Raw genomic sequence first — 26,269 nt, 5'->3', positions numbered from 1 at the left:
CCGGATCGCGGGACAGCCGCTCACCTGCTGGGACGGGCTTCAGCGAACCGCCGCGAACGGTTGAGCTGGAGGCATCCGATCCGTCCCCGCTGGAGGAACTCCGTGCCCCGCCACACCCCGCCCCGACCCGGCCGTCCTGCCCGCGCGCGGTCCCGTTTCGCCTTCGCACTGGCTCTTCCGCTCCTGCTCGCCGCCTGCGGCACGGCGGGCGGGGCCAGCCCGCAGGACGCCGGTCCCCCGCGCCCGGGCGGCACGCTGCGGCTGGGCATCTCGTCCAATCCGGACTGCATCGACCCGCAGCAGGTCAGCACGAACGCCTCGGTCAACGTCGGCCGTCAGCTGGTCGATTCGCTGACCGACCAGGACCCGAAAACCGGCGCGATCACGCCCTGGCTCGCCGACCGCTGGACGGTCAGCCCCGATTCGACGAGCTTCACCTTCCACCTCCGTTCCGGCGCGACCTTCTCCGACGGCTCCCCAGTGGACGCCGCCGCGGTGAAGACCAGCTTCGACGGCATCAAGGCGCTCGGCGCGAAGGCCCTGCTCGGGTCGAGCTACCTGGCCGCCTACCGCGGCGCGACGGTCGTCGACCCGGCGACCGTCCGGCTCGACTTCTCCCAGCCCAGCGCGCAGTTCCTGCAGGCCAGCTCCACGATGTCGCTCGGCGTGCTCGCGCCGGCGGCGTTCAAGCACACCGCCGAACAGCGCTGCCAGGGCACCGGCCTGATCGGCTCCGGTCCGTTCGTGTTCACCAGCCTCAAGCCCAACCAGAACATCGTGCTCGGCAAGCGCACCGGCTACCGCTGGGGTTCGCCGTTGTGGCGGCACCAGGGCGAGGCGTACGTCGACAAGATCGATTTCCGCGTGGTGCCGGAGCCGGGCGTGCGGTCGGGCAGCCTGACGTCCGGTCAGCTCGACGCGATCACCGACGTCCAGCCGGTGGACGAACCGCAGTTCTCCGGCAACGGCTTCGCCGAACCGGTGCGGCCGAACCCGGGCATTGTCTTCAACCTGCACGCCAACGTGACCCGCGGCGTGCTCACCGACCAGAAGGTGCGCCAGGCGGTGTCGAAGGGCGTGAACCGGCCCGAGGTCACCAGCACCGTCCTCACCCCGAACTACAAGCCCGCCACCAGCATTCTCGGCTCCGCGACACCGCTGTACACCGATCTGTCCCAGGAACTCGCCTACGACCCGGCGGGAGCACAGGCGCTGCTCCAGTCCGACGGCTGGGTTCCCGGGCCGGACGGCATCCGCACGAAGAACGGGCAGCGGCTGTCCGCGTCCGTGCTGTTTTCCGCGGTGTTCAACCAGAACCAGAGCGTGCTGGAGCTGCTCCAGCAGCAGCTGCGCAAGATCGGCTTCGACCTGAAGATCGAGCTGCACACCAACGCCGAGGTCACCCGCCTGCAGCAGGCCGGCGACTACGACTTCCTCTGGTACAACGTCACCCGCGCCGACCCCGACATCCTGCGCCAGCAGTTCTCCACCAAGACGAACAACCGGAGCAAACTGCCCGCGGACAACCCGCTCGACGCGTCGCTGACCGAACAGTCCGCCACCGTCGACGCCGCGAAGCGCAAACCCGCAGCCGAAAAGGCGCAGCGGACCATTGTGGAGCAGGCCTACTCGATCCCGGTGTTCGAGCTGACTCAGGTGCTCGGCGTCGGCCCGAACGCGCATGACGTCGGCTTCGAGGCTTCCTCGCGGCTGCAGCTGTTCGACGCCTGGGTTTCGGGCTCGTGAAAGGGTTTCCGCTGCTTCGCCGCATCCTGCAGGCCGTAGTGGTGCTGTGGGCGGCGTTCACGCTGTCGTTCGTCATCCTGTACCTGCTGCCCGGCGACGCGGTGCTGACCAAACTCGGCTCGGCCGAGGGCGGTCCCAGCGCGTCGCCGGAGCAGATCGCCGCCCTGCGCGCCGAGTACGGGCTCAACGACCCGGTCTTCGTGCAGTACGGCAAGCACCTCCTCGCCGCGCTGCACGGCGACTTCGGCACCTCGGTCGCCACCGGCGACGACGCGACACACCAGGTCCTCACGGCGTTGCCGCCGACGCTCGCCGTCTCCGGGCTGGCGTTGCTGCTCGCGATCGTCTTCGGCGGCGGGATCGCCGTGCTCGGCACCTTCACCCGCGCCCGCTGGGTGAGCCAGCTGCTGCTTTCCCTTCCGCCGCTGGGCACTTCGCTGCCCACGTTCTGGGTCGGATTGCTGCTGATCCAGCTGTTCTCGTTCCAGTTGCGGCTGTTCCCGGCACTCGGGTCGACCGGCTTCGCCTCGCTGGTCCTCCCGGCAGTCACCCTCGCTCTGCCGACCGGCGCGATCATCGCGCAGGTTCTGGCGAAGAGCCTGCAGACGCAGCTCGCCGAGCCGTACATCGAGGTGGTGCGGGCGAAGGGTGCGAGCCGTCGCCGAGTCCACTTCGGACACGCGCTGCGCAACGCCGGACTGCCAGCGCTCACGCTGGTGGGCGTGGTCGCGGGCAACCTGCTGGCCGGTTCGGTGGTGACCGAAACCGTGTTCTCGCGCGACGGTCTCGGCCGGGTCACCACGTCGGCGGTAACCGCGCAGGATGTGCCAGTGGTGCAGGCGGTGATCGTGCTCGCCGCGTTCTTCTTCGTGGTGCTCAACCTGGTCGTCGACCTCGTGTACCCGCTGCTCGACCCGCGGGTCTCAGTGCGCAAGGAGGTCACCGCGCATGTCTGAAGCTGTGCTGTCCCCACGATTCCTCGTGCGCCGGCCAGGTCTGCTCCTCTCCGGGCTCGTGCTGGCCGCGGTGCTGATCGCGGCCTTCGCGCCCGCCCTGTTCACCGGCCAGGATCCGATCACCGGCGTTCCGTCCGAACGGCTCCAAGGCCCGTCGCTCGGGCACCTGTTCGGCACCGACGAGACCGGCCGCGACGTGTTCGCCCGCGTCGTGCACGGAGCTGGGCTGTCGTTGCGGGCGACCGTGCTCGCCGTTCTGGTCGCGTTCGCCGCCGGGTCCGCCCTGGGGCTGCTCGCCGGGTTCCGCGGCGGCTGGCTCGACGCGGTCGTGATGCGGATCGTCGACGTCCTCCAGGCGGTTCCGGCGATCCTGCTGTCGCTGGCACTGGTGACCGCGCTCGGGTTCGGGACCACCAACGTCGCGATCGCGGTCGGGGTCGCGAACCTCGCCGCGTTCGCCCGGCTGATGCGCGCCGAGGTGCTGCGGGTGCGCTCCGGCGTGTTCGTCGAGGCCGCACGGGCGTCCGGCGTGCGCTGGGCCGGGGTGCTCGGACGGCACGTGCTGCCCAACGCGCTCGGACCGGTCTTGGTGCTGGCGACGGTGACGGTCGGGACCGCGGTGCTCGAAGTGTCCGCGCTCAGTTTCCTCGGCTTCGGCGCGAGCCCGCCAACGCCGGAATGGGGCGCGCTCGTGTCCGGCGGACGCAATTTCCTGGCCACCGCTTGGTGGATGACCACGTTCCCGGGGTTGACCGTCGCGGCCGTCGTGCTCGCCGCGAACCGCGTCTCCCGGGCTCTCGACGGCGAACGGAGCTGACAAGTGCTGGAGATCAGCGAACTGGCGGTCTCGTACCGCACCTCGGGCGGGGCGGTGCCCGCCGTGCGGGACGTGAGCCTGCGGGTCGGCGCGGGCGAGATCGTCGCGGTGGTCGGCGAATCCGGCTCCGGGAAGAGCACCACCGCACACGCCGCGATCGGGCTGCTGCCGCGCGGCGGGCTGGTGCGCCGCGGACGGATCACCTTCGACGGACGCGACCTGACCGCACTGTCCGAAAAGGACTGGCGGCAGGTGCGCGGCACCGGCATCGCGCTCGTGCCGCAGGATCCGACGGTGTCGCTCAACCCGGTCCGGCGGATCGGCGAGCAGGTGGCCGAGGTGCTGCTGATCCATCGCCTGGCGGCCCGCAGCGAAGCCGCCGCCCGCGCCGTGGAACTGCTGCGGACGGCTGGCGTCGACCGGCCGGAGCTGCGCGCGCGGCAGTATCCGCACGAGCTGTCCGGAGGCCTCCGGCAACGCGTGCTGATCGCCATCGCGCTCGCGGGCAAACCGCGGCTGATCATCGCCGACGAGCCGACCAGCGCGCTCGATGTGACCGTGCAGAAGGAAATCCTCGACCATCTGGCGGAGCTGGCCGCCGACGACGGCACCGCGATCCTGCTGATCACGCACGACCTCGGTGTCGCCGCAGACCGGGCCGCCCGGATCGCCGTGCTCTCCGAAGGACGACTGGTCGAGGAAGGACCGACCCGCGAACTCCTCGCCGCGCCAACGCAGGAGTACACGCAACGGCTTCTCGCCGCCGCGCCGAGCCTCAGCCGCGAACCGCTCCGCCCTCGCCGCGCGGAGGGCCCGGAGGTTCTGCTGGCCGTCGATTCGGTCTCGAAGACCTTCGCCTCGTCCCGGGCCGGTTCGGTGCGAGCCGTGGACGACGTGTCGTTCCGGCTCACCCGAGGCCGAACCCTCGCGCTGGTCGGCGAATCCGGCTCCGGCAAGACGACCACCGCCCGCATGGCGGTCGGCCTGGAAACCCCGACCGCAGGCACGGTCAGCTTCGACGGCCAGGACGTCGCCCGGCTCCCGGCCGCCGAACTGCGCAGGCTCCGGCGCCGGTTCCAGCTCGTCTACCAGAACCCGTACGCCTCGCTGAACCCGCGGTTTTCCATCGCCGACGTGATCGGCGAGCCGCTGCGCGCGTTCCGGGTCGGCGGCCGGGCCGAACGGGTCGCCGAACTGGCGGACCAGGTCGCGCTGCCGTCGTCGGTGCTGCGCCGCAAGCCCGCCGAGCTGTCCGGTGGCCAGCGCCAGCGCGCGGCGATCGCTCGCGCGCTGGCGCTGCGCCCGGATCTCGTCGTGCTGGACGAGCCGGTGTCCGCTTTGGACGTTTCGGTGCAGGCGCAGATCCTGAACCTGCTCGTGGAACTGCAGGACGAACTCGGCCTGACATACCTGTTCATCACCCACGACCTGGCCGTGGTGCGGGAAATCGCCGACCAGGTCGGGGTGATGCGCCAGGGAAAGCTGCTCGAACTCGGCCCGGCCGACGACGTCCTGCTGCGGCCGCGCGAGCAGTACACCCGCGACCTGCTGGCCGCGATCCCCGGCGGCGAGCAGGTGCGGGCGTGAGGTCAGGAGTTGGCGAGCACCAGCCGTCCGACGGCCTCGCCCGCGTCCATCCGGCGGTGTGCCTCGCGCGCCTGCGCCATCGGCAGGACGGTGACCGGAAGCCGGATCCGGCCGTCGGTGTACAGCGGGAGCACGGCGTCCGCGGCGGGGCGAGCGAGCGTGGCGTCCGCGGCCAGGAAACCGCCCACGTTGAAGCCGATCACGCCGATGTTCTTGCCCCACACGGCGTTCGAGTCCACCAGCGGCGCGGTCTCGCTGCCCGCGCTGCCGACGACCAGCATCCGGCCCATCGGCGCGAGCAGGTCCAGCGACGCGATCCGCAGGTCGCCGCCCACCGGGTCGACGATGATCTCGAACCGCTCCTCGCCCAGCTCGCCGAGCTCCCCGGACAGCACGACGCGGTCGAAGCCGAGTTGCTTGGCCGCCTCGACCTGCTCGGGACGCCGGACCGTGCCGACGACCTCGCGCGCACCGAGCAGCCGCGCCACCTCGGGGTACACCGACGCGAGACCGCCGAGCGCGCCGTGCACGAGCACGCGCGCGTCCTTCGGCAGCCGCACCGCCTCGGTGAGCGAAAGGTAGGCCGTCACGGTGTTCGCCAGGCCGGCGACCGCCTGCGCACGCTCCACTCCGGCGCCGGCCAGCGGCACGACGAGAGCGGCGGGCGCGAGCTTGACGTCGGCGTAACCGCCCATTCCGGGCAGGGTGAGCGTGACGACCTCGTCCCCGACCGAGAAGCCGCTGTCCGGGCCGGCCGCGCGGATCGTGCCCGCGACCTCGAGCCCGGGCACGAGCGGCGGCTTCGGCGCGTAGTCGTACTCGGCGAGCGTGCCGCGGCGGATCAGCGCGTCGATCAGCCCGACGGACGCGTGCGAGACCGTGATCGTCACCTCGCCCGGTCCGGGAACGGGCTCGGGCGCCTCGATCTCTTCGAGGACCTCGGGACCGCCGTAGCGAGTGATGGACAAAGCGCGCATCGTGCGTACTCCCCAGTGTTCTGCGTGTGTGCCAGCGAGCCGGAACAACCTGGGCCGGTCCGCCGTTATTCCGGCTTAGTTCACCCGAGGAAGGAAGCTCCGTGCCAACCGAAACGCAACCGCTGCGCAAACTGGGCTTCCTGACGATCGGCCTGTTCGACGGCGACGATCCGCGCCCGGGCCACGAGTCCACGCTGCGGGTGCTGGAACTCGGCGAGCAACTCGGGTTCGACAGCGCCTGGGTGCGCCACCGGCACCTGCAGTACGGCATCTCGTCGCCGGTCGCGGTGCTCGCCGCGGCCACTCAGCGCACCAGCCGGATCGAGCTGGGCACCGCGGTGATCCCGCTCGGCTGGGAAAACCCGCTGCGTCTTGCCGAAGACCTGGCGACCGTCGACGTGCTGTCCGGCGGACGGCTCAACCCGGGCGTCAGCGTCAGCCCGCCGACGCACTACGAGGACGTGCGGAACGCGCTGTACCCGGACACCGGCGACCAGGAAGACTTCGGCTACGACCGGGTGTCGCGGCTGTTGTCGCTGATCCGCGGCGAGCGGGCCTCGACCTTCAGCGGGGTCGAAGGCATCGAGTCGTTCTCCGACCGCGTGCAGCCGCATTCGCCCGGCCTGTCCGGCCGCCTCTGGTACGGCGGCGCGAGCACCCGCTCGGCGACCTGGACCGGACAAGCCGGGATGAATTACCTGACCAGCAGCGTCGTCCGCGCCGAGGAAGGCTCGACGGACTTCGAGAAGATCCAGCTCTCGCACGTCCGGGCGTTCCGGGCGCATCATCCGGACGGCGCGCGGGCACGGGTTTCGCAAGGCCTGGTGGTGATTCCGACCGACAGCGCGACGGCTGACCAGCGCGCGAAGTACGAGGATTATGCGGCAAAACGCCTGCCGCGCACGAAAACCCCGCAGGGTCCGGGCGGGTTGCTGTTCTCGCGCGATTACGTCGGCACTTCCGCGGAAATCGCCGAGCAGCTCTACCGGCACGCCGCCTTCCGCGAGATCGACGAGGTCGCCTTCGCGCTTCCGTTCACCTTCGAGCACGAGGACTACGTGCAGATCCTCACCGATCTGGCCACCCGGCTGGGCCCGGAACTGGGCTGGAAACCGGCGTCCTGACGGCTCCGAGTGCTAGCGTGGCGGGGTGCCGGATTTCACGTCCACAGTGGACATTGCCCGTCCTGCCGGAGACCAGCGCGACGCACTGCAGTGGGCCCGCGCGGTCTGGGAAGAAGCTCCGCCGCCGCTGCGGGCGTTCCTGCGCACCGGGTGGCTCGCCCTCGGCCTGACCACGCAGCTGTCCCCCGACCGTGTGCTGGGCTGGACGATCGCGTCGGCCACGCCAAACCGGGTCGTGCTCGAAGCGCCGTCGCCGCTGATGACGACGCGCAACATCGTGCACCTCGACGAGCACCGGGTGTACTGGACCACCGAAGTCGGCTACGACCGGTTCCCGGCCCGCCAGCTGTGGGCTTTGGCGGTCCCGATCCACGAGCTCGTCATCCCGGCCCGCCTGCGGCAGGCCGCCGGCCAGACCCGGCCCGGCGACCTCCAGCACCAGATCGTCACGACCTTCCAGAGACGGCTCGGCAACCCCCTGCTGTCGCGACTCCCAGGCCAGACCCTGCTCGAAACCACCGGCCGCAGTTCGGGTCTCCCCCGGCAGACCCCGATCGGCGGCCGACGGACCGGCCAGGAGTTCTGGCTGGTGTCCGAATTCGGCGAGCGGTCGCAGTACGTGCGCAACATCCAGGCCGACCCGCGCGTCCGGCTGCGCCTGCACGGCCGGTGGCTGCGCGGGGTCGCCCACCTGCTCCCGGAGGACGACGCCCGGGCGCGGCTGAAGTCGTTGCCGCGCTTGAACAGCACCGCGGTCCAGGCGTTCGGCACCGACCTCCTGACGATCCGGATCGACCTGGACTAGCCGTCCGACAACACGGCCTCGATCGTGCGCCGCGAATTGGCCGCCAGCACCGGATTCGTCTCGCGGTAATACGGCAGCTGGATCAGCGCGATCGACAACGCCCACCCACGGCCGCGCTCCCACGTCGCGTCGTCCACGTCCACCGCCTCGCGGAACACCTCCCGCTCCGCCGCCGCGAACGTGTTCCACGCCGGGATCACATCCACCGCCGGATCGCCGATCCCCACCCCCGCAAAGTCCAGCACCGCGGTCAGCCCGCCGTCGCCGACCAGCACATTCCCCGGTGACAGATCCGCGTGCAGCCACACCGGCTCCCCGGCCCACTCCGGTGCCGCGAGCGCCTTCTCCCACGCCGCGACATACGCCGGAGCACCGCCGAGCTGCGCGATCGCGTCCCGGGTCGGCGCGTCACGCGTGCGCAGCGGACGGCCCCGGCTGACCTCCGGCGCACCGGAAATGTCCAGGCCGCGCAACGCTTTCACGAACGCGCCCAGATCCCGCGCGACCTGCGCGTCGCCGAAATCCGAATTGACGCCGGGCAGCCAGCGCAGCACCGACCAGTCCCATTCGAAGCCCTCGCCCGGCCGTCCTTCGCCGAGCACCTCCGGCACCGCGACCGGCAGCCTCGGCGCGAGCCACCGCAGCCACCGCTGTTCGTGCCCGATCTCGGCTGCCCCGCGTTCCAGCCGGGGCAGCCGGACCACCAGCTCGCCGCCGAGCCGGAACATCGCGTTTTCCGTCCCCGACGAGGCGACCCGCGAAACCCCCAGCCCGGCCCACTGCGGAAACTGGGCCGCGACGAGGCGGCGTACGAGGTCTTCGTCGATTTCCGCTTCGTCCGCATGCATCCGATTCATCGGCATCGAGCAAACCGCGCGAGCGCGACGGCGGGCAACCGGTTTATTCCCGCTCCCGCCGACTGTCCCACACGCTGGTTGCCGTCGCCCTCGTCCCGCATCCCGCGCCACACTGCTGGCATCCACGGGGAAAGGACGCAGCATGACAGGGCTCACCGGACCACGGCTCGCCGTCGCGCTGGAAGGCACCGGCTGGCATCCGGCTGCGTGGCGCGAACCGGACGCCCGCCCGGCCGACCTGCTCACCGCCGGATACTGGACCGGACTGGTCCAGGAAGCCGAAGCCGCGCACCTGGACTTCGTCACCTTCGAGGACTTCCTCTCCCTGCGCGACCCCGCCGAACCGGCCGCCCGCCCCGACCGCGCGCAAACCCGGCTGGACGCCGTGCTGCTCGCCTCGCGGATCGCGCCTCTGACGTCGAACATCGGCCTGATCCCGACCGCCGTGGTCACCCACACGGAGCCGTTCCACCTGTCGAAGGCGATCGCGACGCTCGACTACGTCAGCACCGGCCGCGCCGGCGTCCGCGTGCAGGTTTCCGGGCGTCCGGAGGAATTCCAGCACTTCGGCCGCCGCACTCCGCCCGAGGTCGGCGACCTGTTCGAGGAAGCCGCCGATTACGTCGAGGTGCTGCGCCGGCTGTGGGACAGCTGGGAGGACGACGCCGAGATCCGCGACGTCGCCACCGGCCGGTTCATCGACCGGGAGAAACTGCACTACATCGACTTCGAGGGCCGCTGGTTCTCCGTCAAAGGCCCGTCCATCACGCCGCGTCCGCCGCAGGGCCAGCCGATCGTCGCCGCACTCGCGCACGGCCCCGACGCCTACCGCCTCGCCGCCCGGCAAGCCGACGTCGTGTACGTGACCCCGAACGACCGGGCGCACGCCGCGTCGATCATCGACGAAATCGGTGCCCCCGTTCAGGTTTTCGCCGACCTGGCGGTCTTCCTCGACGAAACCGAGCAAGCAGCCGCAGACCGCAAAGCCCGTCTGGACGACCGCGCCGAGTTCGCCTCCGACGCCCACGTGTTCACCGGAACTCCCGCTGGTCTCGCCGACCTGCTGCTCGACTGGCACGCCGCCGGTCTGACCGGTTTCCGGCTGCGGCCCGGCGCCCTGCCGCACGACCTCGCCGCCATCACCCGCGCGCTGGTCCCCGAACTGCGCGACCGGGGCGCGTTCCGCTCCGGATACGAGGCCTCGACCCTGCGCGGGCTGCTGGGCCTGCCCCGCCCGGCCAACCGCTACGCCGCCTGATCCCGGGAGATTTTCCATGACTGCCAAGCAAATCCACCTCGCCGCGCACTTCCCCGGGGTCAACAACACCACCGTGTGGAGCGATCCCGAAGCGGGCAGCCACATCGAGTTCAGCTCGTTCGTCAAGCTGGCCCAGACCGCCGAACGCGCGAAATTCGACTTCTTCTTCCTCGCCGAAGGCCTCCGGCTGTGGGAACAGAACGGCGAAATCTACGACCTGGACGTCGTCGGCCGTCCCGACACCTTCGCCGTGCTTTCCGCGCTGGCCGCCGTCACCGACCGCCTTGGCCTGGCCGGAACCATCAACTCCACCTTCAACGAACCGTTCGAGGTAGCCCGGCAATTCGCCTCCCTGGACCACCTTTCCGCCGGCCGGGCCGCGTGGAACGTCGTCACGTCCTGGGACGCCTTCACCGGCGAAAACTTCCGCCGCGGCGGCTTCCTGCCGCAAGACCAGCGCTACTCCCGCGCCGAAACCTTCCTGCGCACGGCGTGGGAACTCTTCGACTCCTGGCGCGGCGACGAACTCCTGGCGGACAAGGCGTCCGGCCGCTTCCTGGCCGACGGCGGCGACTTCGCCCACCACGACGACCACTTCGCCATCTCCGGCCGCTTCCCGGTGCCGCGCAGCCCGCAAGGCCGTCCGGTCACCATCCAGGCCGGGGATTCCGAAGAAGGCCGCGAATTCGCCGCCGCGACCGCCGACGCCATCTTCACCCGCCACGGCACGCTCGAAGCAGGCCAAGCCTTCTACTCCGATGTGAAGGGCCGCCTCGCGAAATACGGCCGCGCCCCGCACGAACTGGTCATCCTGCCCGCCGCCACGTTCGTACTGGGCGACACCGACGCCGAAGCGCACGAACTCGCCCACGAGGTCCGGTTGCAGCAGGTCAGCGAGCAGACCGCGATCAAGTTCCTCGAACAGCTCTGGAACACCGACCTCAGCGACCACGACCCGAACGGCCCGCTCCCGTCGTTCGACCCCGCGGTCGGCGACCTGATCTCGAAGGGCCGCGCGAGCGTCCGCATGCACCGGGACCCGATCGCGACCGCGAACGAATGGCGCCAGCTGGCGGAAGCGAAGCACCTCTCGAGCCGGGAGCTGATCATCGAGGTCACCGGACGGCAGAACTTCATCGGCTCCGCCGAGACGGTCGCGTCCGCCATGAACGAACTCGTGCAAGCCGACGCGTCGGACGGGTTCATCCTGGTCCCGCACGTGACGCCGGGCGGGCTGGACGAATTCGCCGACCAGGTGGTGCCGAGGCTGCAGGAGCGCGGGGTGTTCCGGGAGGACTACAGCGGGCCTACGCTGCGGGACCACCTCGGGTTGTCTTAGCCCAGGAACCGCTGCGCGTTCCCCCGCAACAACAACTCCCGCGAAGCGTCGTCGAGAAACTCCGCCCGCCGCACCACCCCGCCCGCCGGGCGCTCCCCCAGCGGATACGGGTAATCACTCCCCACCATCACCTGCCCAACCCCGAGCGTGTCAACCAGATTCCGCAACGCTTCCTCAGTGAACACCACCGAATCGACACTGAACCGCCCCACATACTCCGACGGCGGCAACTCCGACGTAGCAATGACGTCCGCCCGCTGATGCCACGCGTTCTCCAGCCGCCCCAGCCAAAACGCGAACGACCCGCCGCCATGGGCGAAACAGACGCGCAGGCTGTCGGGCACCCGATCGAACACCCCGCCGAGGATCATCGCGATGATCGACAGGTGCGTCTCCGCGGGCATCCCGGTCAGCCACCGCGCCATCCACCGGTCCAGCCGCGGCGCGAGCGGCATGTCCCACGGGTGCACGAACACCGGCACGCCGAGCGACGCCGCGTGCTGCAGGAACGTCACCACCCCGGCGTCGTCGAGGTCGCGGTCGCCGACGTGGTTGCCGATCTCCACCCCCCGGTGCCCGGCCGCGACCGCGCGGTCCAGTTCGCGGCAGGCGGCGTCGGTGTCCTGCAGCGGAACCTGGCAGAACGGGATCAGCCGGTCCGGCGCGGGCGCGCAGATCTCCAGCGCGAGATCGTTGAAGACCCGGGCGATCTTCTCGCCGTGGCCCGGGCTCGTCTCGTAGCCGAAGAACACCGGCGTCGGCGACACGACCTGCGCCTCGATGCCGTCGGCGTCCATGTCGCGCAGCCGGACGGACGCGTCCCAGCAGTCGGACCGGATCCGGCGGAACTCCTCCGAGCCCACCATGATCATGGCCTCACGCTCGGTTTCCGCGCGCAGCCACGGCATTCCCTCGCCGAGGTCGGGCCAGCCGTGCGGGACGAAATGGCTGTGGACGTCGATCGCGCGCACTCTCAGCCCTTCCCCGGGTGCAGCGTCCCGCAGTTGCCGCACGTGCGGGCTTCCTCGGACGCGTAGAACTGCTCGAACACCGGCGGCAGGTCGTCGACGATGTCCCGCACCTGCAGTTCGACCTCGTGCACCTTCGCGTCGCACTCCAGGCAGAACCACACGAACTTCTCGAGCGTCCCCTCCTCCCGGATGCGCTCGATCACGATCCCGATCGACCCCTCCTGCGGACGCTGCGGCGAATGGTGCACGTTGCGCGGCAGCATCCACATCTCGCCCTCGCGGATGTCGACCCGCTGCGGGCCGTCGTCGGTCATCAGGTTGACGTGCATGTCGCCCTTGTACTGGTAGAACCATTCCTCGTACGGGTCGAGGTGGTAGTCGGTGCGCTGGTTCGGCCCGCCGACGACCTGCACGATGAAATCGCCCATCGGGGCCCACATCTGCTTGTTGTTGACCGGCGGCTTCAGCTCGTCCTCGTGCTCTTTGATCCACTCGGCGAAATCGAACACGGGCGGGATGGCGGTCATCGTTCCTCCTTGCCGGGAATCCGGGCGATCGCCTGGATCTCGATGAGCAGATGCGGATGCGGCAGCTGGTGCACCGCGACGGTCGTGCGCGCCGGGCCGGTCTCGTCGAAGAATTCGCCGTAGACCTCGTTGTACCCGCCGAAATCGTTCATGTTGACCAAGAACACGGTCAGCTGCGCGAGATCCTCGAGCCCCGCGCCGGCCGCGGCCAGGATGTCGCGGATGTTCTCGATCACCGCGCGCGTCTGCGCCCGGATGTCCAAAGTGGTCACGCCGAACTCGTCGGCCTCCGCGCCGGCGAAGGTGTTGTCCGGCCGCCTGCTGCTGGTGCCGGAGACGAACACGAGGTCCCCGACCACCTTGACGTGCGGGAACCGCCCGCGCGGCGTCGCCTTCCCGGCGACGACATGAGCTTCCGCCACGTTCATCCCTCCTTGGTCCGCAAGGAAACCGAACCGAGCCCGGCCACCCGAGCCTCGACGTGCGTTCCCGCTTTCAGCGCCACGGCTGCAGTCGCCGCACCGGCCAGGAGCACCGACCCTCCGCGCAGACGGTGCCCGTACGAGGCGGCCATCCGCTGCGCCGCGGGGAGCGCCCGCAGCGGGTCGCCGAGGATGTCGGCGGTCGATCCGCTCGCGACGATCTCTCCGTCGAAGAGCAGGTCGACGGCCAGCGCGTCCACCTGGCCGATCGGCGTCCACGGCCCGAGGACGAAGGCCGACGCCGAGGTGTTGTCGGCGACGACGTCGGCCAGGCTGAACCGGAAGTCGCGGTACCGGCTGTCGATGATCTCCAGCGCGGGCGCGACGGCGAGCAGTTCGGCGTCCGGACCGAGCCGGAACGCGACCTCGGGTTCGACTCGCGGATGCACGCCGCGGCTGACGTCGAACGTCCCGCCGTCCTCGATCCGCATGCGGTCCGTCAGCGAGCCGATGATGACGTCGGAGACACCCATCTGCTCGGCCTTCGCCTTGCTCGTGAAGCCCAGTTTGACGCCAGCCAGCTTCTCGCCGCGCCGTTCGCGCAGCGCGATTCCTTCGTGCTGCACGGCATACGCCGTCTCCAGGCTCATCGGTTCGCTGCTGGTGAGCTGCGGAATCGCCTCGCCGGTGGCAGCCGCCCGGTCGAGCAGCGCCGCACGTTCCTCGACGGTCATAGCTGCACGCACACATTCGTCGGCTGGGTGTAGAAGTGCATCGAGTGCAGGCCGCCCTCCCGGCCGATGCCGGAAAGCCCGACGCCGCCGAACGGCGAGCGCAGGTCGCGCAGGTACCAGGTGTTGACCCAGGCCATCCCGACCCGCATCTGCTGCGCGACGCGGTGGCCTCGCTCCAGGTCGGTCGTCCACACGGCGGCGGCGAGGCCGTAGTCGGTGTCGTTCGCCAGCCGGACGGCTTCGTCCTCGGTGTCGAACGGGATCAGCGCCGCGACCGGCCCGAAGACCTCCTCGCGCACGACCCGCGCGGAGTTGTCCAGGCCGGTCCACAGCGTCGGCTCGATCCACGAACCGCCCGCGAGGTCCGGCCCGAGTTCCGGCACCGAGCCGCCGGCGAGCACAGTCGCCCCCTCGGCCACCGCGAGGTCCAAATAGGACTGGACTTTCTTCCGGTGCTGTTGGGATATCAACGGACCGGTCGTGGTGTCCGGAGCGTCCGGGCGGCCCAGCCGCAACGCCGCCGCACGCTCGGCGAGCCCGTTCGCGACCGCGTCGAAGACGGACCGCTCGACGTAGACCCGCTCCGTGCACAGGCACACCTGCCCGGTGTTCAGGAAAACCGACCGGGCGAGGCCGTCGAGAGTCTTCTCGAGATCGCAGTCCGCGAACACCACCGCTGCGTTCTTTCCGCCCAGCTCAAAGGAAACCGGCCGGACCGACGGCGCGACAGCGCGCATGATCGCCGAGCCGGTCCGGGATTCCCCGGTGAAGGTCACGCCGTCGATGCCGCGGTGCGTCGTGAGGTACTCGCCGGCGGAGTCCGGCCCGAAGCCGTGAACGACGTTATACACCCCGGCTGGCGCACCCGCCTCCGCGATCACCTCGGCGAGCAAGGTGGCCGTCGACGGCGTTTCCTCCGACGGCTTGACCACCACCGCGTTGCCGCACGCGAGCGCGGGCGCGACCTTCCAGGTCAACAGCAGCAGCGGCAGGTTCCACGGAACGATCACCGCGACCACGCCCAGCGGCTTGGGCACCGCGTAGTTCAGCGCCTTGCGGCCGTTCGGCAGGTCGGTCAGGAAGGAGTCGAGACCGGCCGCCGCGACCGTGTCGGCGAAGGAACGGAAGTTCGTCGCCGCCCGCGCGACGTCCAGCTCACGCGCCAGGTGTTCCGGCTTTCCGGTGTCACGCACCTCGGCGGCGACGAAATCCTCGAACCGCTCTTCGATCCGGTCCGCGATCCGGCGCAGCAAGGCGGTGCGCTCAGCCACCGACGCGCGTCCCCACGGCCCGTCGAGCGCGGCGCGCGCCGCAGCGACCGCGGCGTCGACCACGTCCGGCCCGGCCTCGTGAACGTGCGCGACGAGCGATCCGTCGACCGGGTCGAGCTTCTCGAAGGTGCGCCGCCCGGCGACCCGGGTCCCGCCGACGACATTGTGGAGTTCCGCAGCCATGAAGCTGACCGTAGGGACGCCAGGAATGCCCCGCCAATGCTCTTTGCCGCCGCACCCATAGCTGTTTGGGCATGCCTGTCTCGGCATGGCTTTCGCCGAAATGAGCATTGGCCAGGCATGGCCGCGGCGGCGAAGGATGGGTCCCGTGAGCCATCCGGACATCGATCGGGACTACAGCGCCCAAGCCACCGTCACCGAAGCCGAGTTCGACGCCGTGATGGCCCGCTACCGATCGGACTCCGAGTCCGCGACGGCCGATCTGGACGGCCGCACTGATCTGGCCTTCGATCCCCTCAGCGACGAGCGGCTGGACGTCTGGGGTACTTCACCAGGACAGCTGCGCCCCGTCGTCGTCGCGGTCCACGGCGGGTACTGGCGGATGCTCTCGCGCCACGACACCGCGTTCATGGCAAAGGTTCTCGCCGACGCCGGAATCGCCACCGTCGTGCCCGACTACACGCTCGCTCCCGCCGCGCCCTTGGAAGAGATCGTGTGCCAGGTCCGCGCCGCCGTCACCTGGGTGCACCGCCACGGCGCCGAGCACGGCCTCGATCCGGACCGCATCCACGTCGTCGGCAGCTCAGCCGGAGGACACCTCGCCGCGATGACCGCCGTCGGCGGCTGGCAACACGCCGCCGGACTGCCCGAGGACGTGGTCAAAGGCGCGATGGCGATCAGCGGCCTTTTCGACCTCCGCCCGCTGGTCGACTCCTTCGCCAACACCTGGCTGACCCTCGACCCGGCCCGCGCGGAAGCCCTCAGCCCGATCTTGGCCCCACCGGGCGCCGCGCCCGTCCATGTCGCGGTCGCCGAACACGAAGCCGCCGGATTCCACCGGCAGAGCAAGGCTTTCCACGCGCACTGGCCCGTCGCCTCTTCTCACACCGTCGTGCCCGGCCGGAACCATTTCGACGTCTTCCTCGACCTGGCCGACCCCGGCTCGGCGCTCAGCCAGGCCCTGGTCCGGCTCGCCCTCTCGTGACGCCGGAAGCCGGTCCGGCCAGTACTGTCGCCGGAATGGAGATGCCCCGCCTGCTCGACGGCCGCCTCAAACTCAGGCACCTCGTACTGGTGGACACCCTCACCGAACAGGGCAGCGTCGTCGGCGCGGCAGCCGCCCTGCACGTCACGCAGCCGGTCGTCACGCGCGGCCTGCACGACCTCGAAGCCATCCTCGGCGTGCCGCTCTACGAACGCGGTCCGCGCGGCATCACGCCGACCGAGTTCGGCACCGCCTTCACCGAACACGCGCGCGCCGTCCTCGCCCAGCTGACCCACGCCGCCCGGCACGTCGTCGAAATCGCCGACGCGACGCGAGGCCGGGTCGTCGCGGGCATCCACCTCGCGGGCTCGAACCTGCTGCTGCCCCGCGCCATCGCGCACTTGAAGAACGACCACCCGCTGGTCACCGTCGTGGTCCGCGAGGGAACCCCCGAATCGCTCCTCGTGGAGCTGACCGCGGGCCGGGTGGACGTGATCGTCGGCAGGCTGAGCGGCCCCGGCACGGAAGGCACCCGGCGGCAAGCGCTGTACCAGGAGTCGATCCGCGTCGTCGCCGGCGCGCACCACCCGCTCGCCGCGCGCGAGAGCGTTTCGCTGGAGGATCTCGCCGACTTCCCGTGGATCGTGCCCGGCACCGAGACGATGCTGCGCCAGGAACTGGAAAGCCTCTTCGCCCAGCACGGCCTCGACCTGCCCGCCAACCGCGTCGAGGCCACGTCGTTCTTGACGGTGCGGCAGCTCCTCACCGAAACCGCCATGGTCGCCGCACTCCCCGGCCTGCTCGGCATGGACGACCCGAGGCTGGTCACCCTGCCGACGCCGCTGGAGAACATCGGCCACAGCGTCGGCCTCACGCTCGCCGCCGGACGCAGGCTGAACCCGGCCACCCAGGCCCTGATCACGTCCCTGCACACCGTCGCCGCGCAGATCGAAGACGCCTGACGCCTTCTGTCGCTTTCTTGACGACCGACGTCGAGACGTGATACTTCATGGACCTCCGCGGAGGGAGCTTCCATGGGTTACCGCTTGTCCACCGTCGATCCGGCCCGCACCGCGCTGGTCGTCATCGACATGCAGCACGATTTCCTGGCCCCGGGCGCCCCGCTGGAATCCCCGGCCGGACGCGCCATGATCCCCGTCCTCAACGACACCGTCCGGTTCTGCCGCGACGCGGGCGTCGCCGTGTTCTTCACCGCGCACGTCCACCGCCCCGACGGCTCCGACATGGGCCGGTTCGCCGATCTGTACCCGCCGATCGCGGCCGGCACCGCGCTCATCGACGGAACCCCCGGCGCCGCGTTGTATTCCGAAGTGGACCGTCGCCCCGACGAACCGCTGATCCCCAAACACCGCTACAGCGCCTTCTACGGCACCGATTTCGAAATGCAGCTCCGCGGACGAGGCGTGGACACCCTGATCGCCACCGGAGTGACCACCGAGGACTGCGTCCACGCCACCATCCGCGACGCGATGTTCCGTGACTTCCGCACCGCAGTGCTCTCCGACGCCTGCGCCACCTACGACCACCCCGACCTCGGCCACGGCGCGATGTCCGCCGCCGAGGTGCACGCCGCGACGCTGGTCGTCCTCGCCCAATCCACTGCGGACGTCCTGACCAGCGCCGAATTCAAGGCTCTCGCGGAAAAGAAAGCCGCTTAGCCCCTGGCGGTCGCCAAGGCGTCGTGCGAACGGATCCGCTCCACCGCCTAGCCCTTGGCGGCCGCCAACGCGTCGTGCGCATGGATCCACTCCACCGTCTCCCCGATCCGCCCCAGCGCCACATCCCTCGCCTCCGCCGCCGGACCGTCCGGCAAATGCAACAGCGCATTCGCCACCCACGAACTCCGCTGCACCGCACGAGTCCGAAGCCGCCGCAGCTTCTCGTACCTGGCCAGCGCCGCCTCGCGTGAATGCCGTGCCAGGCATTCGGCGAGCGTCACCGCGTCCTCGATCGTCTGGTTCGCGCCCTGCCCGTGGTGCGGCAGCATCGCGTGCGCGGCGTCGCCGAGGAGCACCACGCCGCCGCGATGCCAGCGGTTGAGCGGATACTGGCCGAACAACCCCCACCGCTGATACAACGTCGTCGCGCCGACCATCTCCCGCACCGCCGGATGCCAGCCCTCGAACGCCGCCTCGATCCGTTCGCGGGGAATGTCCTCCGTCCACGATTCGCCTTCCCAAGCGTCCGGTTCGTCCAGCACCGCAAGGAAATTCACCACCGACCCGTCGCCGATCGCGTAGTGCAGGAGATGCCCGCCCGGCCCCAGCCAGAACTGCATCGCCCCCGCGTCCGGCAACGACGGCAACCGCTCCACCGGCACCAGCCCGCGAAACCCGCTCGAACCCGAGTACCGGGCGAGCGGCGCGTCGTCCACCCACGCGCGAACCGTCGAATGCACCCCGTCCGCACCCACCACCACATCAGCGGTTTCGCTTGTCCCGTCGGCGAACTCGAGCCGATACCCAGCCCCGTCCGCGACCACCGCGACCACCTGCCGTCCAAGATGGACCTTGCCCCACGCGTCGGCCAGAATCCTTTGCAAGTCCGCGCGATGCACCCCGAAATACGGCCCAGCGAACCGTTCCTCATAGGCATCCCCGATCGGAAACGCGGCCACCCTTTGCCCGCCCCGCCAATGCCGGTAAACCAGCTCCGTCGGCACCGCGGAACACGCGGCCAACTCGTCCCGCAACCCCAGCCGCTCGAGCACCCGAGACCCGTTGGCGGCCAACGCCACCGCCGCGCCGACCTCGCGCAATTCGGCCGACCGCTCGTACACCTCCGCCCCGATCCCGCGCTGCCGCAACGCGAGCGCGAGCGTCAGCCCGCCGATCCCGCCGCCGACGATCGCCACCCTGCCCGCCATCAGTCCCTCCTCCGCCTTGTACCGATCGGTACGTGAATGGACGGTACGGCGTACCGATCGGTACAGTCAAGGGGTGGACTCCGGAACCGGCCGCCGCGCCGAACTGCTGCAGCAAGCCGTGGGCTACCTCGCGACGCACGGCATCGCGGACCTGTCGCTCGCGCCGATGGGCGAAGCGCTGGGGACGAGCAAGCGGATGCTGCTGTACTACTTCGGCAGCCGGGAAAACCTGATCACCGAAGCGATCGCCGCGAGCCGCCCGGACGTCACCGAGCTTTTCCGCGCCGTGCACGACGAAAACTCCCTCGCCGCCGCCGCGCACGCCCTGTGGCAAGCGATCACCCGAGGCCGCCAGCAACGGCCGATCCACATCCTGTTCCAGGTGCTGGCCCTGGCCCCGACGCAACCGGAGCGGTACCTGGAAACCGCCCGGGAGACGATCACCGCGATGGTGGACCCGCTGATGCCGGTGTACCGGAAACTGGGCTACCCCGAAACCGAGGCAGGGGCGCGGGCGAGCCTGCTGATCTCCGGCCTGAGGGGGCTGTGCCTGGACCGCATCGTGACGGGGGACGACGAACGGATCGAGATCGCGGCCGGGGCGCTGATCGCTGCGGCGGTCGCGCCACCCGCGCCGCAAACGTGAAAGGCTTTGTCTGCATCGGATAACCTTGCTCAGTGAGCATTTCGGACTTGACCCGTGCCGTGGTCCACGCGGCGATGATGGAGCACGACGAGTACGGCGCGGAGGCTTTCTGCGCCGAATACGGGTTCGAGGTCTGGTGCGAATACGTCGTCGTCAACGACGAGCACAAGTACGGAATCCAAGCCCTGGCCGCCGCCGCGCACGCCTTCTTGCCCGGGCACAGGCCGCTCACTCCAGCCGAAGTCGCCGATGTCGGCGCGGTGAAAGACCAGCTCACGGAACTCGGATTCACTGTGCGGACGCCACGGCTGCCGGAGTGGTCTCGGGACGAGCTGATCCTGGCGTGCGCCCTGTTGTTCGCGAACAACAGGGAGGCAGCGAGCGCCAGCGACTCGCGAGTTCGCGAGCTGTCGCACCTTCTCCGGTCCGCTGTCGCTCCGGGACAGTACAGCGACAAGTTCCGTTCAGCCCGCAGTGTCCAGGACAAACTGCGCGACCTGCAGAAGCGCGCTGGCACGCCGGCCCGGGGCAGCGAACTGGCCGACGAGGTGCTGCGCGAGTTCGAACGGGACCAGAAGGCGATGCGGGCCAAAGCAAAGGAAATCCGGTCCGGGATGGATCGCGGGGCGTGGGCGTTGTTCTCCGCGGAGGGCAAGCGGAAGTACGACGGCAACGGCGGCTACCCCGACGTGCTCGGCGACCAGTACGTCTACGACAACCTCGTCTCCAACTCGCTCCGGCTCCGCGTCGGAGACCTCATCGTGCTGTGGGACGCCCACCGGGTGCACGGCATCAGCCGGATCGAGCGGATCGATTCCCAGCCCGACGTCCTCAAGCCGAAACAAGCCTGCCCGAACTGCGGCCGGAGCTTCTTCGAGCCGCGCAAAACCCTGCGCCCGCGATACCGGTGCCGGCACAAAAACTGCCGTCACGAGTTCGACGAGCCGCGCCGGGAGACGAGGTCGGTCACCCAGTTCGTCGCGACTTACAGCACTGGCTACCGTCCAGCCGACGGAACTGTCTCCCGAGACCAGGTGCACGAGCGACTGCTCGACAAAGCGGACCAGAATGCGATCCGCCGCCTCGACCACGCCGCGATGCTGACGCTGCTCGAAGACTCGACCGTCTCCGTGCCACGACGCAGGAGCAGCCCGCCGAAAATCCCGGCAGGCGGACGCCGCGAAGGACGGACCAAATTCCGCATCGGACAGGCCTCTTTCCGGAACAACCTGCTCGCGCAGCATGGTTCGCGGTGCGCGATCACCGGGCCGTGTCCGAAGGAGGCACTCGAGGCCGCCCACCTGGGTTCGTTCGCTGAACACGAATCGCACGCGAACGGCATGCTGTTGCGCGCTGATGTGCACAAGCTTCTCGACCGCGGGCTGCTGGCGGTCCACCCCGACACTCTGCGAGTGGAAGTCGCTCCCTCGCTGGGCGACTACGCCTATTACGCCGCTTTCGAAGGCCTGGCGATTCCGGATGGCCTCGACCGCGACGCGATCCGCGAAATCTATCTCGCTGTCACCGCCGAGTGGAAAAAAGCGTAGCCGAGTCCCTAGCCTTCAAGAACCGCAGGCAACTCCGCCACCGACCCCAGCACATGCGTAGCCCCATGCGCCCGCAACGTCGCCTCGTCATGCGCCCCCGTCAACACCCCCGCCGCCACCGAGGCGCCGGCTCGGCGTCCGGTCAGCATGTCGAACCCGGTATCCCCCGCCACCGCGACAGCGCGCACGTCCGTGATCCCCAACCGCAGCACCGCAGTCAGCACCATGTCCGGGAACGGCCGCCCCCGACCGCCCGCATCCGCCGGGCACACCACCAGATCCGCCAACTCCGTCCACCCCAGCCGCCGCAGCAACGCATCTCGGGTCCGAGCCGAAAACCCCGTGCTCAAACACACCCGACGCCCCTGAGCCCGCAACTTGTCGATCGCTTCCTCCGCACCAGGAAGCGGCGCAGCAACCTCAACCGCCTGCGAAGCAAACGCGCTCTCGAAAACCTGATTAGCCTTCTCCGCAACCCCCGAATCAGGGAACAGCGCCCGAAAAACCTCGATCTTCGACTGCCCCATAGTGTCGCGAACGTAGGCGTCCACGTCCTCCCGCTCCGGCGAGTCCGCAGGAACCCCGACGGCCTCCAGCGCGGCGGAAAAAGCAGCCTCGACAGCGCCGTCATCCCGGACCGTCGTGCCGGCCATGTCCAGCACGACCAGCTCCACACCTCGCGTCATCGAACCCCCTCCACTTCCCGCCCGGTCACCGCGTGCACCGCGCTGATCAGGGCCATCGTCTCGATGTCGGCCGCGCTGCAGCCGCGCGAAAGGTCGTGCAGCGGCGCTGCGACGCCTTGCAGAATCGGCCCGAGCGCAGTCGCTCCGCCAAGCCGTTCCGCGATCTTGTAAGCAATGTTCCCCGCGTCGAGATTGGGGAACACCAACACATTCGCCCGCCCGGCGACAGTCGACCGCGGCGCCTTGGCCACCCCGACCGCATCCACGACAGCGGCATCGAATTGCAGTTCGCCGTCCACATCCACGCCCGGCAACCGTTCACGCACCAGCGAAGTCGCCTGACGCACCTTGTCCACCGCCGAATGCTTCGCACTGCCTTGGGTGCTGAACGACAACATCGCCACAACAGGCTCGGTTCCGGTCAACGCGCGGTGCGTCGACGCCGCGCCGACAGCGATATCCGCCAAAGCCTCCGCATCCGGCTCCGGAACCACGGCACAGTCGGCGAAAGTGAGCGATCGGCCGTCCTGCAACAGCATCAGGAAGCAACTGCTCAGAGTCCGCACCCCAGGCGCGAGGCCGACAATCCGCAGCCCAGCCCGGAGCACATCGGACGTCGGCCGCGTCGCACCGGCGAGGCATGCGTCCACCCGGCCCAGCGCCAGAAGCGCAGCGGAGAGGGCAACAGGATCGTTGCGGACCGTCTCCACCCGGTCGGGAAAGGCCGTAGCCAGGCGCGCGAGAACAGCCTCGTCGGCAGCCAGGGCAGCAGCGTCCAGAAAAGGCGGCACCGAAAAGCCGAGCTCAGCCGCGACAGCAGCGATCTCCGCCGAAGGTCCCACCAGCACCGGCTCGATCTCGCCGCGGTCGGCCAGGTGCGAAGCCGCGGTGACGGCGCGCGGGTCGGCGCCGTCGGCAAGCGCGATCCGCGGGCGGGCGTCGCCGACGCGTTCCCGCCAGGTCTCGGCCAGAGGGGCCATGGTCATCTCGCAAACTCCCTCGCGGACGGCAGTGCTCCCCGAGCAGGATCTCGGCCCCTGGCCCTAAGGGACAGAGCCAGAACAGTCCCCGTTGACGGGTCCAGACGACGCACCGTCTGGACCCGCCGACCGAGCGGTTTCTGGCACTTTCGCGGTGGCCAGTCCTCCCGCACTCTCGGTCGGACCACACACGGCAGATGGGAGCAGGGCGATGAAGATCGGTGTGCCTCGCGAGGTCAAGAACCACGAATACCGGGTGGCGGCGACGCCGGCCGGAGTGCACGAGTTCACCTCGGCCGGCCACGAGGTCTTCGTGGAGCGCGGCGCGGGCGAGGGCTCGTCGATCCGCGACGAGGACTACGCCGCGGCCGGCGCGAAGCTGCTCGACCACGCGGACGACGTCTGGGGCACCGCGGACATGGTGCTGAAGGTCAAGGAGCCGGTCGCCGAGGAGTACCACCGGCTGCGTTCGGACCAGCTGCTCTTCACCTACCTGCACCTCGCCGCGAGCGAGCCCTGCACCAAGGCCCTGCTCGACGCGGGCACGACGTCGGTGGCCTACGAAACCGTCCAGCTGCCGAACGGCTCCCTTCCGCTGCTGTTCCCGATGAGCGAGGTAGCGGGACGGCTCGCCCCGCAGGTCGGCGCGCAGACGCTGATGCGCGTCAACGGCGGGCGCGGCGTGCTGATCGGCGGCGTCTCCGGGGTTCCGCCGGCCCGCGTGGTCGTGCTGGGCGCGGGCGTCGCCGGGATGAACGCGGTCGCCGTCGCGGCCGGGACCTGGGGCGACGTCGTGCTGTTCGACAAGAACGTCGACAAGCTGCGCGCCGCCGACCGGATGTACCAGGGCCGCATCCGCACCGCCGCCGCGAACTCGTACGCGATCGAGCAGGCAGTGCTGGAAGCCGACCTGGTGATCGGCGCGGTGCTCGTCCCGGGAGCGAAGGCCCCGAGCCTGGTGTCCAATGAGACGGTCTCGCGGATGAAGCCGGGCAGCGTGCTGGTGGACATCTCGATCGACCAGGGCGGCTGCTTCGAGGACTCGCGCCCGACGACCCACGCCGACCCGACCTTCCGGGTGCACGAATCGGTGTTCTACTGCGTGGCCAACATGCCCGGCGCGGTCCCTCACACCTCCACGCACGCGCTCACCAACGTCACGCTCCCCTACGCGCTGGAGATCGCGAACAAGGGCCTGCGGACCGCGGTGCAGGACACGCCCGAACTCCGGGGCGGCGTGAACACGGTCGACGGCAAGCTGACCTACGAGCCGGTCGCCACGGCGCACGGCCTCCCGGTCACCGACGTCGCCGACGCGCTGGCCTGAGCTTCGTCGGCGTGGCGCGGGGTGGGAAAACCGGCCACTGCGAGTTACGTTTCAGCCCACCCCGCTGCACGCCGGCCACTTGGGAGACCGCACTTGCCACGCACGTTGATCGAGATCGACCGCTCGTCGGACGAACCGCTGTACCGCCAGGTCCGGCGGGCGATCGAGCACGGGATCGCCATCGGCACGTTCGACCCGGCCCGCCGGCTGCCGAGCTCGCGGGAACTGGCCGTCGAACTGGGCGTTTCCCGGAACACGATCAACCTCGCCTACCAGGAGCTGGTCGCCGAGGGCTACGTGGAAAGCCGCGAGCGCAGCGGACTGTTCGTCAACGGCGAGATGCGCCCGCACTGCGCGGTGGAAGCACGGGACACCGAATCGCGGATCGACTGGGCGAACCGGGTGCGCCGGTTCCCGGACGCCGGCGTGGCCCACATCGAGAAACGCACCGACTGGGCGAGCTATCCGTACCCGTTCCTCGCCGGGCAGGTCGACATCACCGCGTTCCCGGCCCGGTCCTGGACGCGCTGCCTCCGCGATGCGCTCTACCGGCCGCACGTCTTCCACAGCCTGCAAGACAGCGTCGGCTCCGACGACCCGATGCTGGTCGAAATGGTGTGCCGCCAGCTGCTGACCACGCGGGGCATCGAGGCCGACCCGGACGAAGTGCTGATCACCGTCGGCTCGCAGCAGGGCCTCGACCTGCTCGGCCGCGTGCTGCTGGGCCCGGATCAGGTCGTCGCCATCGAAAACCCCGGCTACCTCGACGCCCGGCACATCTTCCTCCGCACCGGCGCCCGCGTGACCGGAATCGACGTCGACTCCCGCGGCCTGCAGCCGCCCGAGTCGCTCGACGGCGTCGACCTCCTTTACCTCACCCCGAGCCATCAGCACCCCACCAACGCCACACTCAGCATCGGCAGACGCCGCCAGCTCCTCGCCCAAGCCGCCGCGTCCGGCACAGTGGTGGTCGAAGACGACTACGACAGCGAATTCCGCTACCAAGGCAGCCCCACCCCGGCGTTGAAGGCACTCGACAACACCGGCGACGCGGTCTATCTCGGCACGTTCTCCAAATTCCTCTCCCCCGGACTCCGCCTCGGCTACTTGGTCGGACCGCGCGAACTGGTGCGCGCGCTGCGCGAGGCCCGCCGGTACGTCCTCCGCCACCCGCCCGGCCAGCTGCAACGGGCGCTGGCGCTGCTGATCGAAAGCGGCGAGTACCACCGATCGCTCCGCCGCTACCGCACGAAACTGATGCGCAAGTGGACCGCCACCTGCGCCGCGGTCACCGAATACCTGCCGTGGGCGCAGGGCCCGTACCCGCCCGGCGGCGTCAGCCTCTGGATGACCGGACCGTCCGAACTGGACTGCCGCCTCCTGGTGGAACGCGCGGAAGAACTGGGAATCCTCATCGAACCCGGCGACATCTTCTTCCTCGGCGACGACCCGCCGCGCAACCACTTCCGCATCGGCTTCTCCGCCACCCCGCCGTCCGCGATCGACCCCGGGATCCGGCTGCTCGGCGACCTCTGCCGGGAGCTGCTGGACAGCTGACTGGCACCACGCGCGCGTCGCTTTCTGGACCTGTTCGCGGGCCAGCTCCCCCGGCACTGTCTTGGGGGCAGGACACGTGGACA

25 protein-coding genes are annotated in these 26,269 nt (G+C 69.9%); 15 read left to right on the top strand and 10 right to left on the bottom strand.

Annotation, left to right across the window (positions count from 1 at the left end):
* Positions 1-168 precede the first annotated feature (168 nt).
* The 4 genes from ACZ7OI_RS38795 to ACZ7OI_RS38780 are packed head-to-tail and all read left to right on the top strand — an operon-like array spanning position 169 to position 5,106.
* On the top strand, positions 169-1,746 hold the full coding sequence (locus ACZ7OI_RS38795; protein ID WP_470269169.1) for an ABC transporter substrate-binding protein: 1,578 nt from the start codon (positions 169-171) through the stop codon (positions 1,744-1,746).
* The gene (locus tag ACZ7OI_RS38790) at positions 1,743-2,702 is read left to right on the top strand and encodes an ABC transporter permease (protein ID WP_470269099.1); all 960 of its coding nucleotides are present in this window, start codon (positions 1,743-1,745) and stop codon (positions 2,700-2,702) included. Before ACZ7OI_RS38795 ends, ACZ7OI_RS38790 begins: the two co-directional genes overlap by 4 nt.
* Complete coding sequence (locus tag ACZ7OI_RS38785) at positions 2,695-3,519, top strand: ABC transporter permease (protein WP_470269098.1); 825 nt, start codon at positions 2,695-2,697, stop codon at positions 3,517-3,519. The genes ACZ7OI_RS38790 and ACZ7OI_RS38785 overlap by 8 nt, the downstream gene beginning before the upstream one ends.
* Before the next feature lie 3 nt (positions 3,520-3,522).
* A complete protein-coding gene (locus tag ACZ7OI_RS38780) occupies positions 3,523-5,106 on the top strand; it encodes a dipeptide ABC transporter ATP-binding protein (protein ID WP_470269097.1) in 1,584 nt (527 codons plus the stop codon).
* Between the two features lie 2 nt (positions 5,107-5,108).
* On the opposite strand, the gene ACZ7OI_RS38775 is transcribed toward ACZ7OI_RS38780, so the two are convergent.
* Positions 5,109-6,083 (bottom strand): quinone oxidoreductase family protein, encoded by a 975-nt coding sequence (locus ACZ7OI_RS38775; protein WP_470269096.1) that lies wholly within the window; start codon positions 6,081-6,083, stop codon positions 5,109-5,111.
* 101 nt (positions 6,084-6,184) lie between these two features.
* On the opposite strand from ACZ7OI_RS38775, the gene ACZ7OI_RS38770 reads away from it, so the two are divergent.
* Together ACZ7OI_RS38770 and ACZ7OI_RS38765 are read left to right on the top strand one after the other, a co-directional pair.
* Positions 6,185-7,207, top strand: a complete 1,023-nt coding sequence (locus ACZ7OI_RS38770) for an LLM class flavin-dependent oxidoreductase (RefSeq protein ID WP_470269095.1) — start codon at positions 6,185-6,187, stop codon at positions 7,205-7,207.
* A 25-nt stretch (positions 7,208-7,232) separates the two neighbouring features.
* The gene (locus ACZ7OI_RS38765; RefSeq protein ID WP_470269094.1) at positions 7,233-8,012 is read left to right on the top strand and encodes a nitroreductase/quinone reductase family protein; all 780 of its coding nucleotides are present in this window, start codon (positions 7,233-7,235) and stop codon (positions 8,010-8,012) included.
* Here ACZ7OI_RS38765 and ACZ7OI_RS38760 read toward each other — a convergent pair.
* Positions 8,009-8,869 (bottom strand): aminoglycoside phosphotransferase family protein, encoded by an 861-nt coding sequence (locus ACZ7OI_RS38760; RefSeq protein ID WP_470269093.1) that lies wholly within the window; start codon positions 8,867-8,869, stop codon positions 8,009-8,011. The genes ACZ7OI_RS38765 and ACZ7OI_RS38760 overlap by 4 nt on opposite strands.
* Positions 8,870-9,011: 142 nt before the next feature.
* Between ACZ7OI_RS38760 and ACZ7OI_RS38755 the strand changes: the two genes are divergently transcribed.
* Positions 9,012-10,127 (top strand): LLM class flavin-dependent oxidoreductase, encoded by a 1,116-nt coding sequence (locus ACZ7OI_RS38755; RefSeq protein WP_470269092.1) that lies wholly within the window; start codon positions 9,012-9,014, stop codon positions 10,125-10,127.
* Positions 10,128-10,143: 16 nt separating this feature from the next.
* Complete coding sequence (locus ACZ7OI_RS38750) at positions 10,144-11,466, top strand: NtaA/DmoA family FMN-dependent monooxygenase (RefSeq protein WP_470269091.1); 1,323 nt, start codon at positions 10,144-10,146, stop codon at positions 11,464-11,466.
* Here ACZ7OI_RS38750 and ACZ7OI_RS38745 read toward each other — a convergent pair.
* The 5 genes from ACZ7OI_RS38745 to ACZ7OI_RS38725 are packed head-to-tail and all read right to left on the bottom strand — an operon-like array spanning position 11,463 to position 15,574.
* Positions 11,463-12,437, bottom strand: coding sequence for an amidohydrolase family protein (locus tag ACZ7OI_RS38745; RefSeq protein WP_470269090.1), 975 nt, complete (start codon positions 12,435-12,437; stop codon positions 11,463-11,465). The two genes, ACZ7OI_RS38750 and ACZ7OI_RS38745, sit on opposite strands and share 4 nt — an antisense overlap.
* Positions 12,438-12,439: 2 nt before the next feature.
* A complete protein-coding gene (locus tag ACZ7OI_RS38740) occupies positions 12,440-12,964 on the bottom strand; it encodes a 3-hydroxyanthranilate 3,4-dioxygenase (protein ID WP_470269089.1) in 525 nt (174 codons plus the stop codon).
* On the bottom strand, positions 12,961-13,386 hold the full coding sequence (locus ACZ7OI_RS38735; RefSeq protein ID WP_470269088.1) for a RidA family protein: 426 nt from the start codon (positions 13,384-13,386) through the stop codon (positions 12,961-12,963). Before ACZ7OI_RS38735 ends, ACZ7OI_RS38740 begins: the two co-directional genes overlap by 4 nt.
* A 2-nt stretch (positions 13,387-13,388) precedes the next feature.
* Complete coding sequence (locus ACZ7OI_RS38730; protein WP_470269087.1) at positions 13,389-14,120, bottom strand: 2-keto-4-pentenoate hydratase; 732 nt, start codon at positions 14,118-14,120, stop codon at positions 13,389-13,391.
* Positions 14,117-15,574, bottom strand: a complete 1,458-nt coding sequence (locus tag ACZ7OI_RS38725) for a 2-hydroxymuconic semialdehyde dehydrogenase (protein WP_470269086.1) — start codon at positions 15,572-15,574, stop codon at positions 14,117-14,119. The genes ACZ7OI_RS38730 and ACZ7OI_RS38725 overlap by 4 nt, the downstream gene beginning before the upstream one ends.
* A 145-nt stretch (positions 15,575-15,719) precedes the next feature.
* Between ACZ7OI_RS38725 and ACZ7OI_RS38720 the strand changes: the two genes are divergently transcribed.
* From ACZ7OI_RS38720 to ACZ7OI_RS38710, 3 genes are all read left to right on the top strand, one after another.
* Positions 15,720-16,556, top strand: coding sequence for an alpha/beta hydrolase (locus ACZ7OI_RS38720; protein ID WP_470269085.1), 837 nt, complete (start codon positions 15,720-15,722; stop codon positions 16,554-16,556).
* Between the two features lie 35 nt (positions 16,557-16,591).
* Positions 16,592-17,518, top strand: coding sequence for a LysR substrate-binding domain-containing protein (locus tag ACZ7OI_RS38715; protein ID WP_470269084.1), 927 nt, complete (start codon positions 16,592-16,594; stop codon positions 17,516-17,518).
* 72 nt (positions 17,519-17,590) lie between these two features.
* Positions 17,591-18,235, top strand: coding sequence for a cysteine hydrolase family protein (locus ACZ7OI_RS38710; protein WP_470269083.1), 645 nt, complete (start codon positions 17,591-17,593; stop codon positions 18,233-18,235).
* Between the two features lie 47 nt (positions 18,236-18,282).
* Here ACZ7OI_RS38710 and ACZ7OI_RS38705 read toward each other — a convergent pair whose 3' ends face one another.
* Positions 18,283-19,443, bottom strand: a complete 1,161-nt coding sequence (locus ACZ7OI_RS38705) for an FAD-dependent monooxygenase (RefSeq protein ID WP_470269082.1) — start codon at positions 19,441-19,443, stop codon at positions 18,283-18,285.
* 73 nt (positions 19,444-19,516) lie between these two features.
* Between ACZ7OI_RS38705 and ACZ7OI_RS38700 the strand changes: the two genes are divergently transcribed.
* Together ACZ7OI_RS38700 and ACZ7OI_RS38695 are read left to right on the top strand one after the other, a co-directional pair.
* Positions 19,517-20,089, top strand: coding sequence for a TetR/AcrR family transcriptional regulator (locus ACZ7OI_RS38700; RefSeq protein WP_470269081.1), 573 nt, complete (start codon positions 19,517-19,519; stop codon positions 20,087-20,089).
* Positions 20,090-20,121: 32 nt separating this feature from the next.
* Positions 20,122-21,636, top strand: a complete 1,515-nt coding sequence (locus tag ACZ7OI_RS38695; protein ID WP_470269080.1) for a ScoMcrA-related endonuclease — start codon at positions 20,122-20,124, stop codon at positions 21,634-21,636.
* An 8-nt stretch (positions 21,637-21,644) separates the two neighbouring features.
* On the opposite strand, the gene ACZ7OI_RS38690 is transcribed toward ACZ7OI_RS38695, so the two are convergent.
* Positions 21,645-22,310, bottom strand: a complete 666-nt coding sequence (locus ACZ7OI_RS38690) for a phosphonatase-like hydrolase (protein ID WP_470269079.1) — start codon at positions 22,308-22,310, stop codon at positions 21,645-21,647.
* 8 nt (positions 22,311-22,318) lie between these two features.
* Complete coding sequence (locus ACZ7OI_RS38685) at positions 22,319-23,308, bottom strand: phosphotransacetylase (RefSeq protein ID WP_470269078.1); 990 nt, start codon at positions 23,306-23,308, stop codon at positions 22,319-22,321.
* 205 nt (positions 23,309-23,513) lie between these two features.
* Here ACZ7OI_RS38685 and ald point away from each other — a divergent pair, with 205 nt between their 5' ends.
* Together ald and pdxR are read left to right on the top strand one after the other, a co-directional pair.
* Entirely contained in the window at positions 23,514-24,629 is a 1,116-nt protein-coding gene (gene ald, locus ACZ7OI_RS38680; RefSeq protein WP_470229810.1) for an alanine dehydrogenase, read from the top strand.
* A gap of 93 nt (positions 24,630-24,722) precedes the next feature.
* On the top strand, positions 24,723-26,186 hold the full coding sequence (gene pdxR, locus ACZ7OI_RS38675; protein ID WP_470269077.1) for a MocR-like pyridoxine biosynthesis transcription factor PdxR: 1,464 nt from the start codon (positions 24,723-24,725) through the stop codon (positions 26,184-26,186).
* Positions 26,187-26,269: the final 83 nt, after the last annotated feature.

Source organism: Amycolatopsis sp. NPDC114503 (assembly GCF_055633655.1).
The sequence above is the reverse complement of the archived record's forward strand: the minus strand, read 5'-3'. Positions and strand labels throughout refer to the sequence as shown.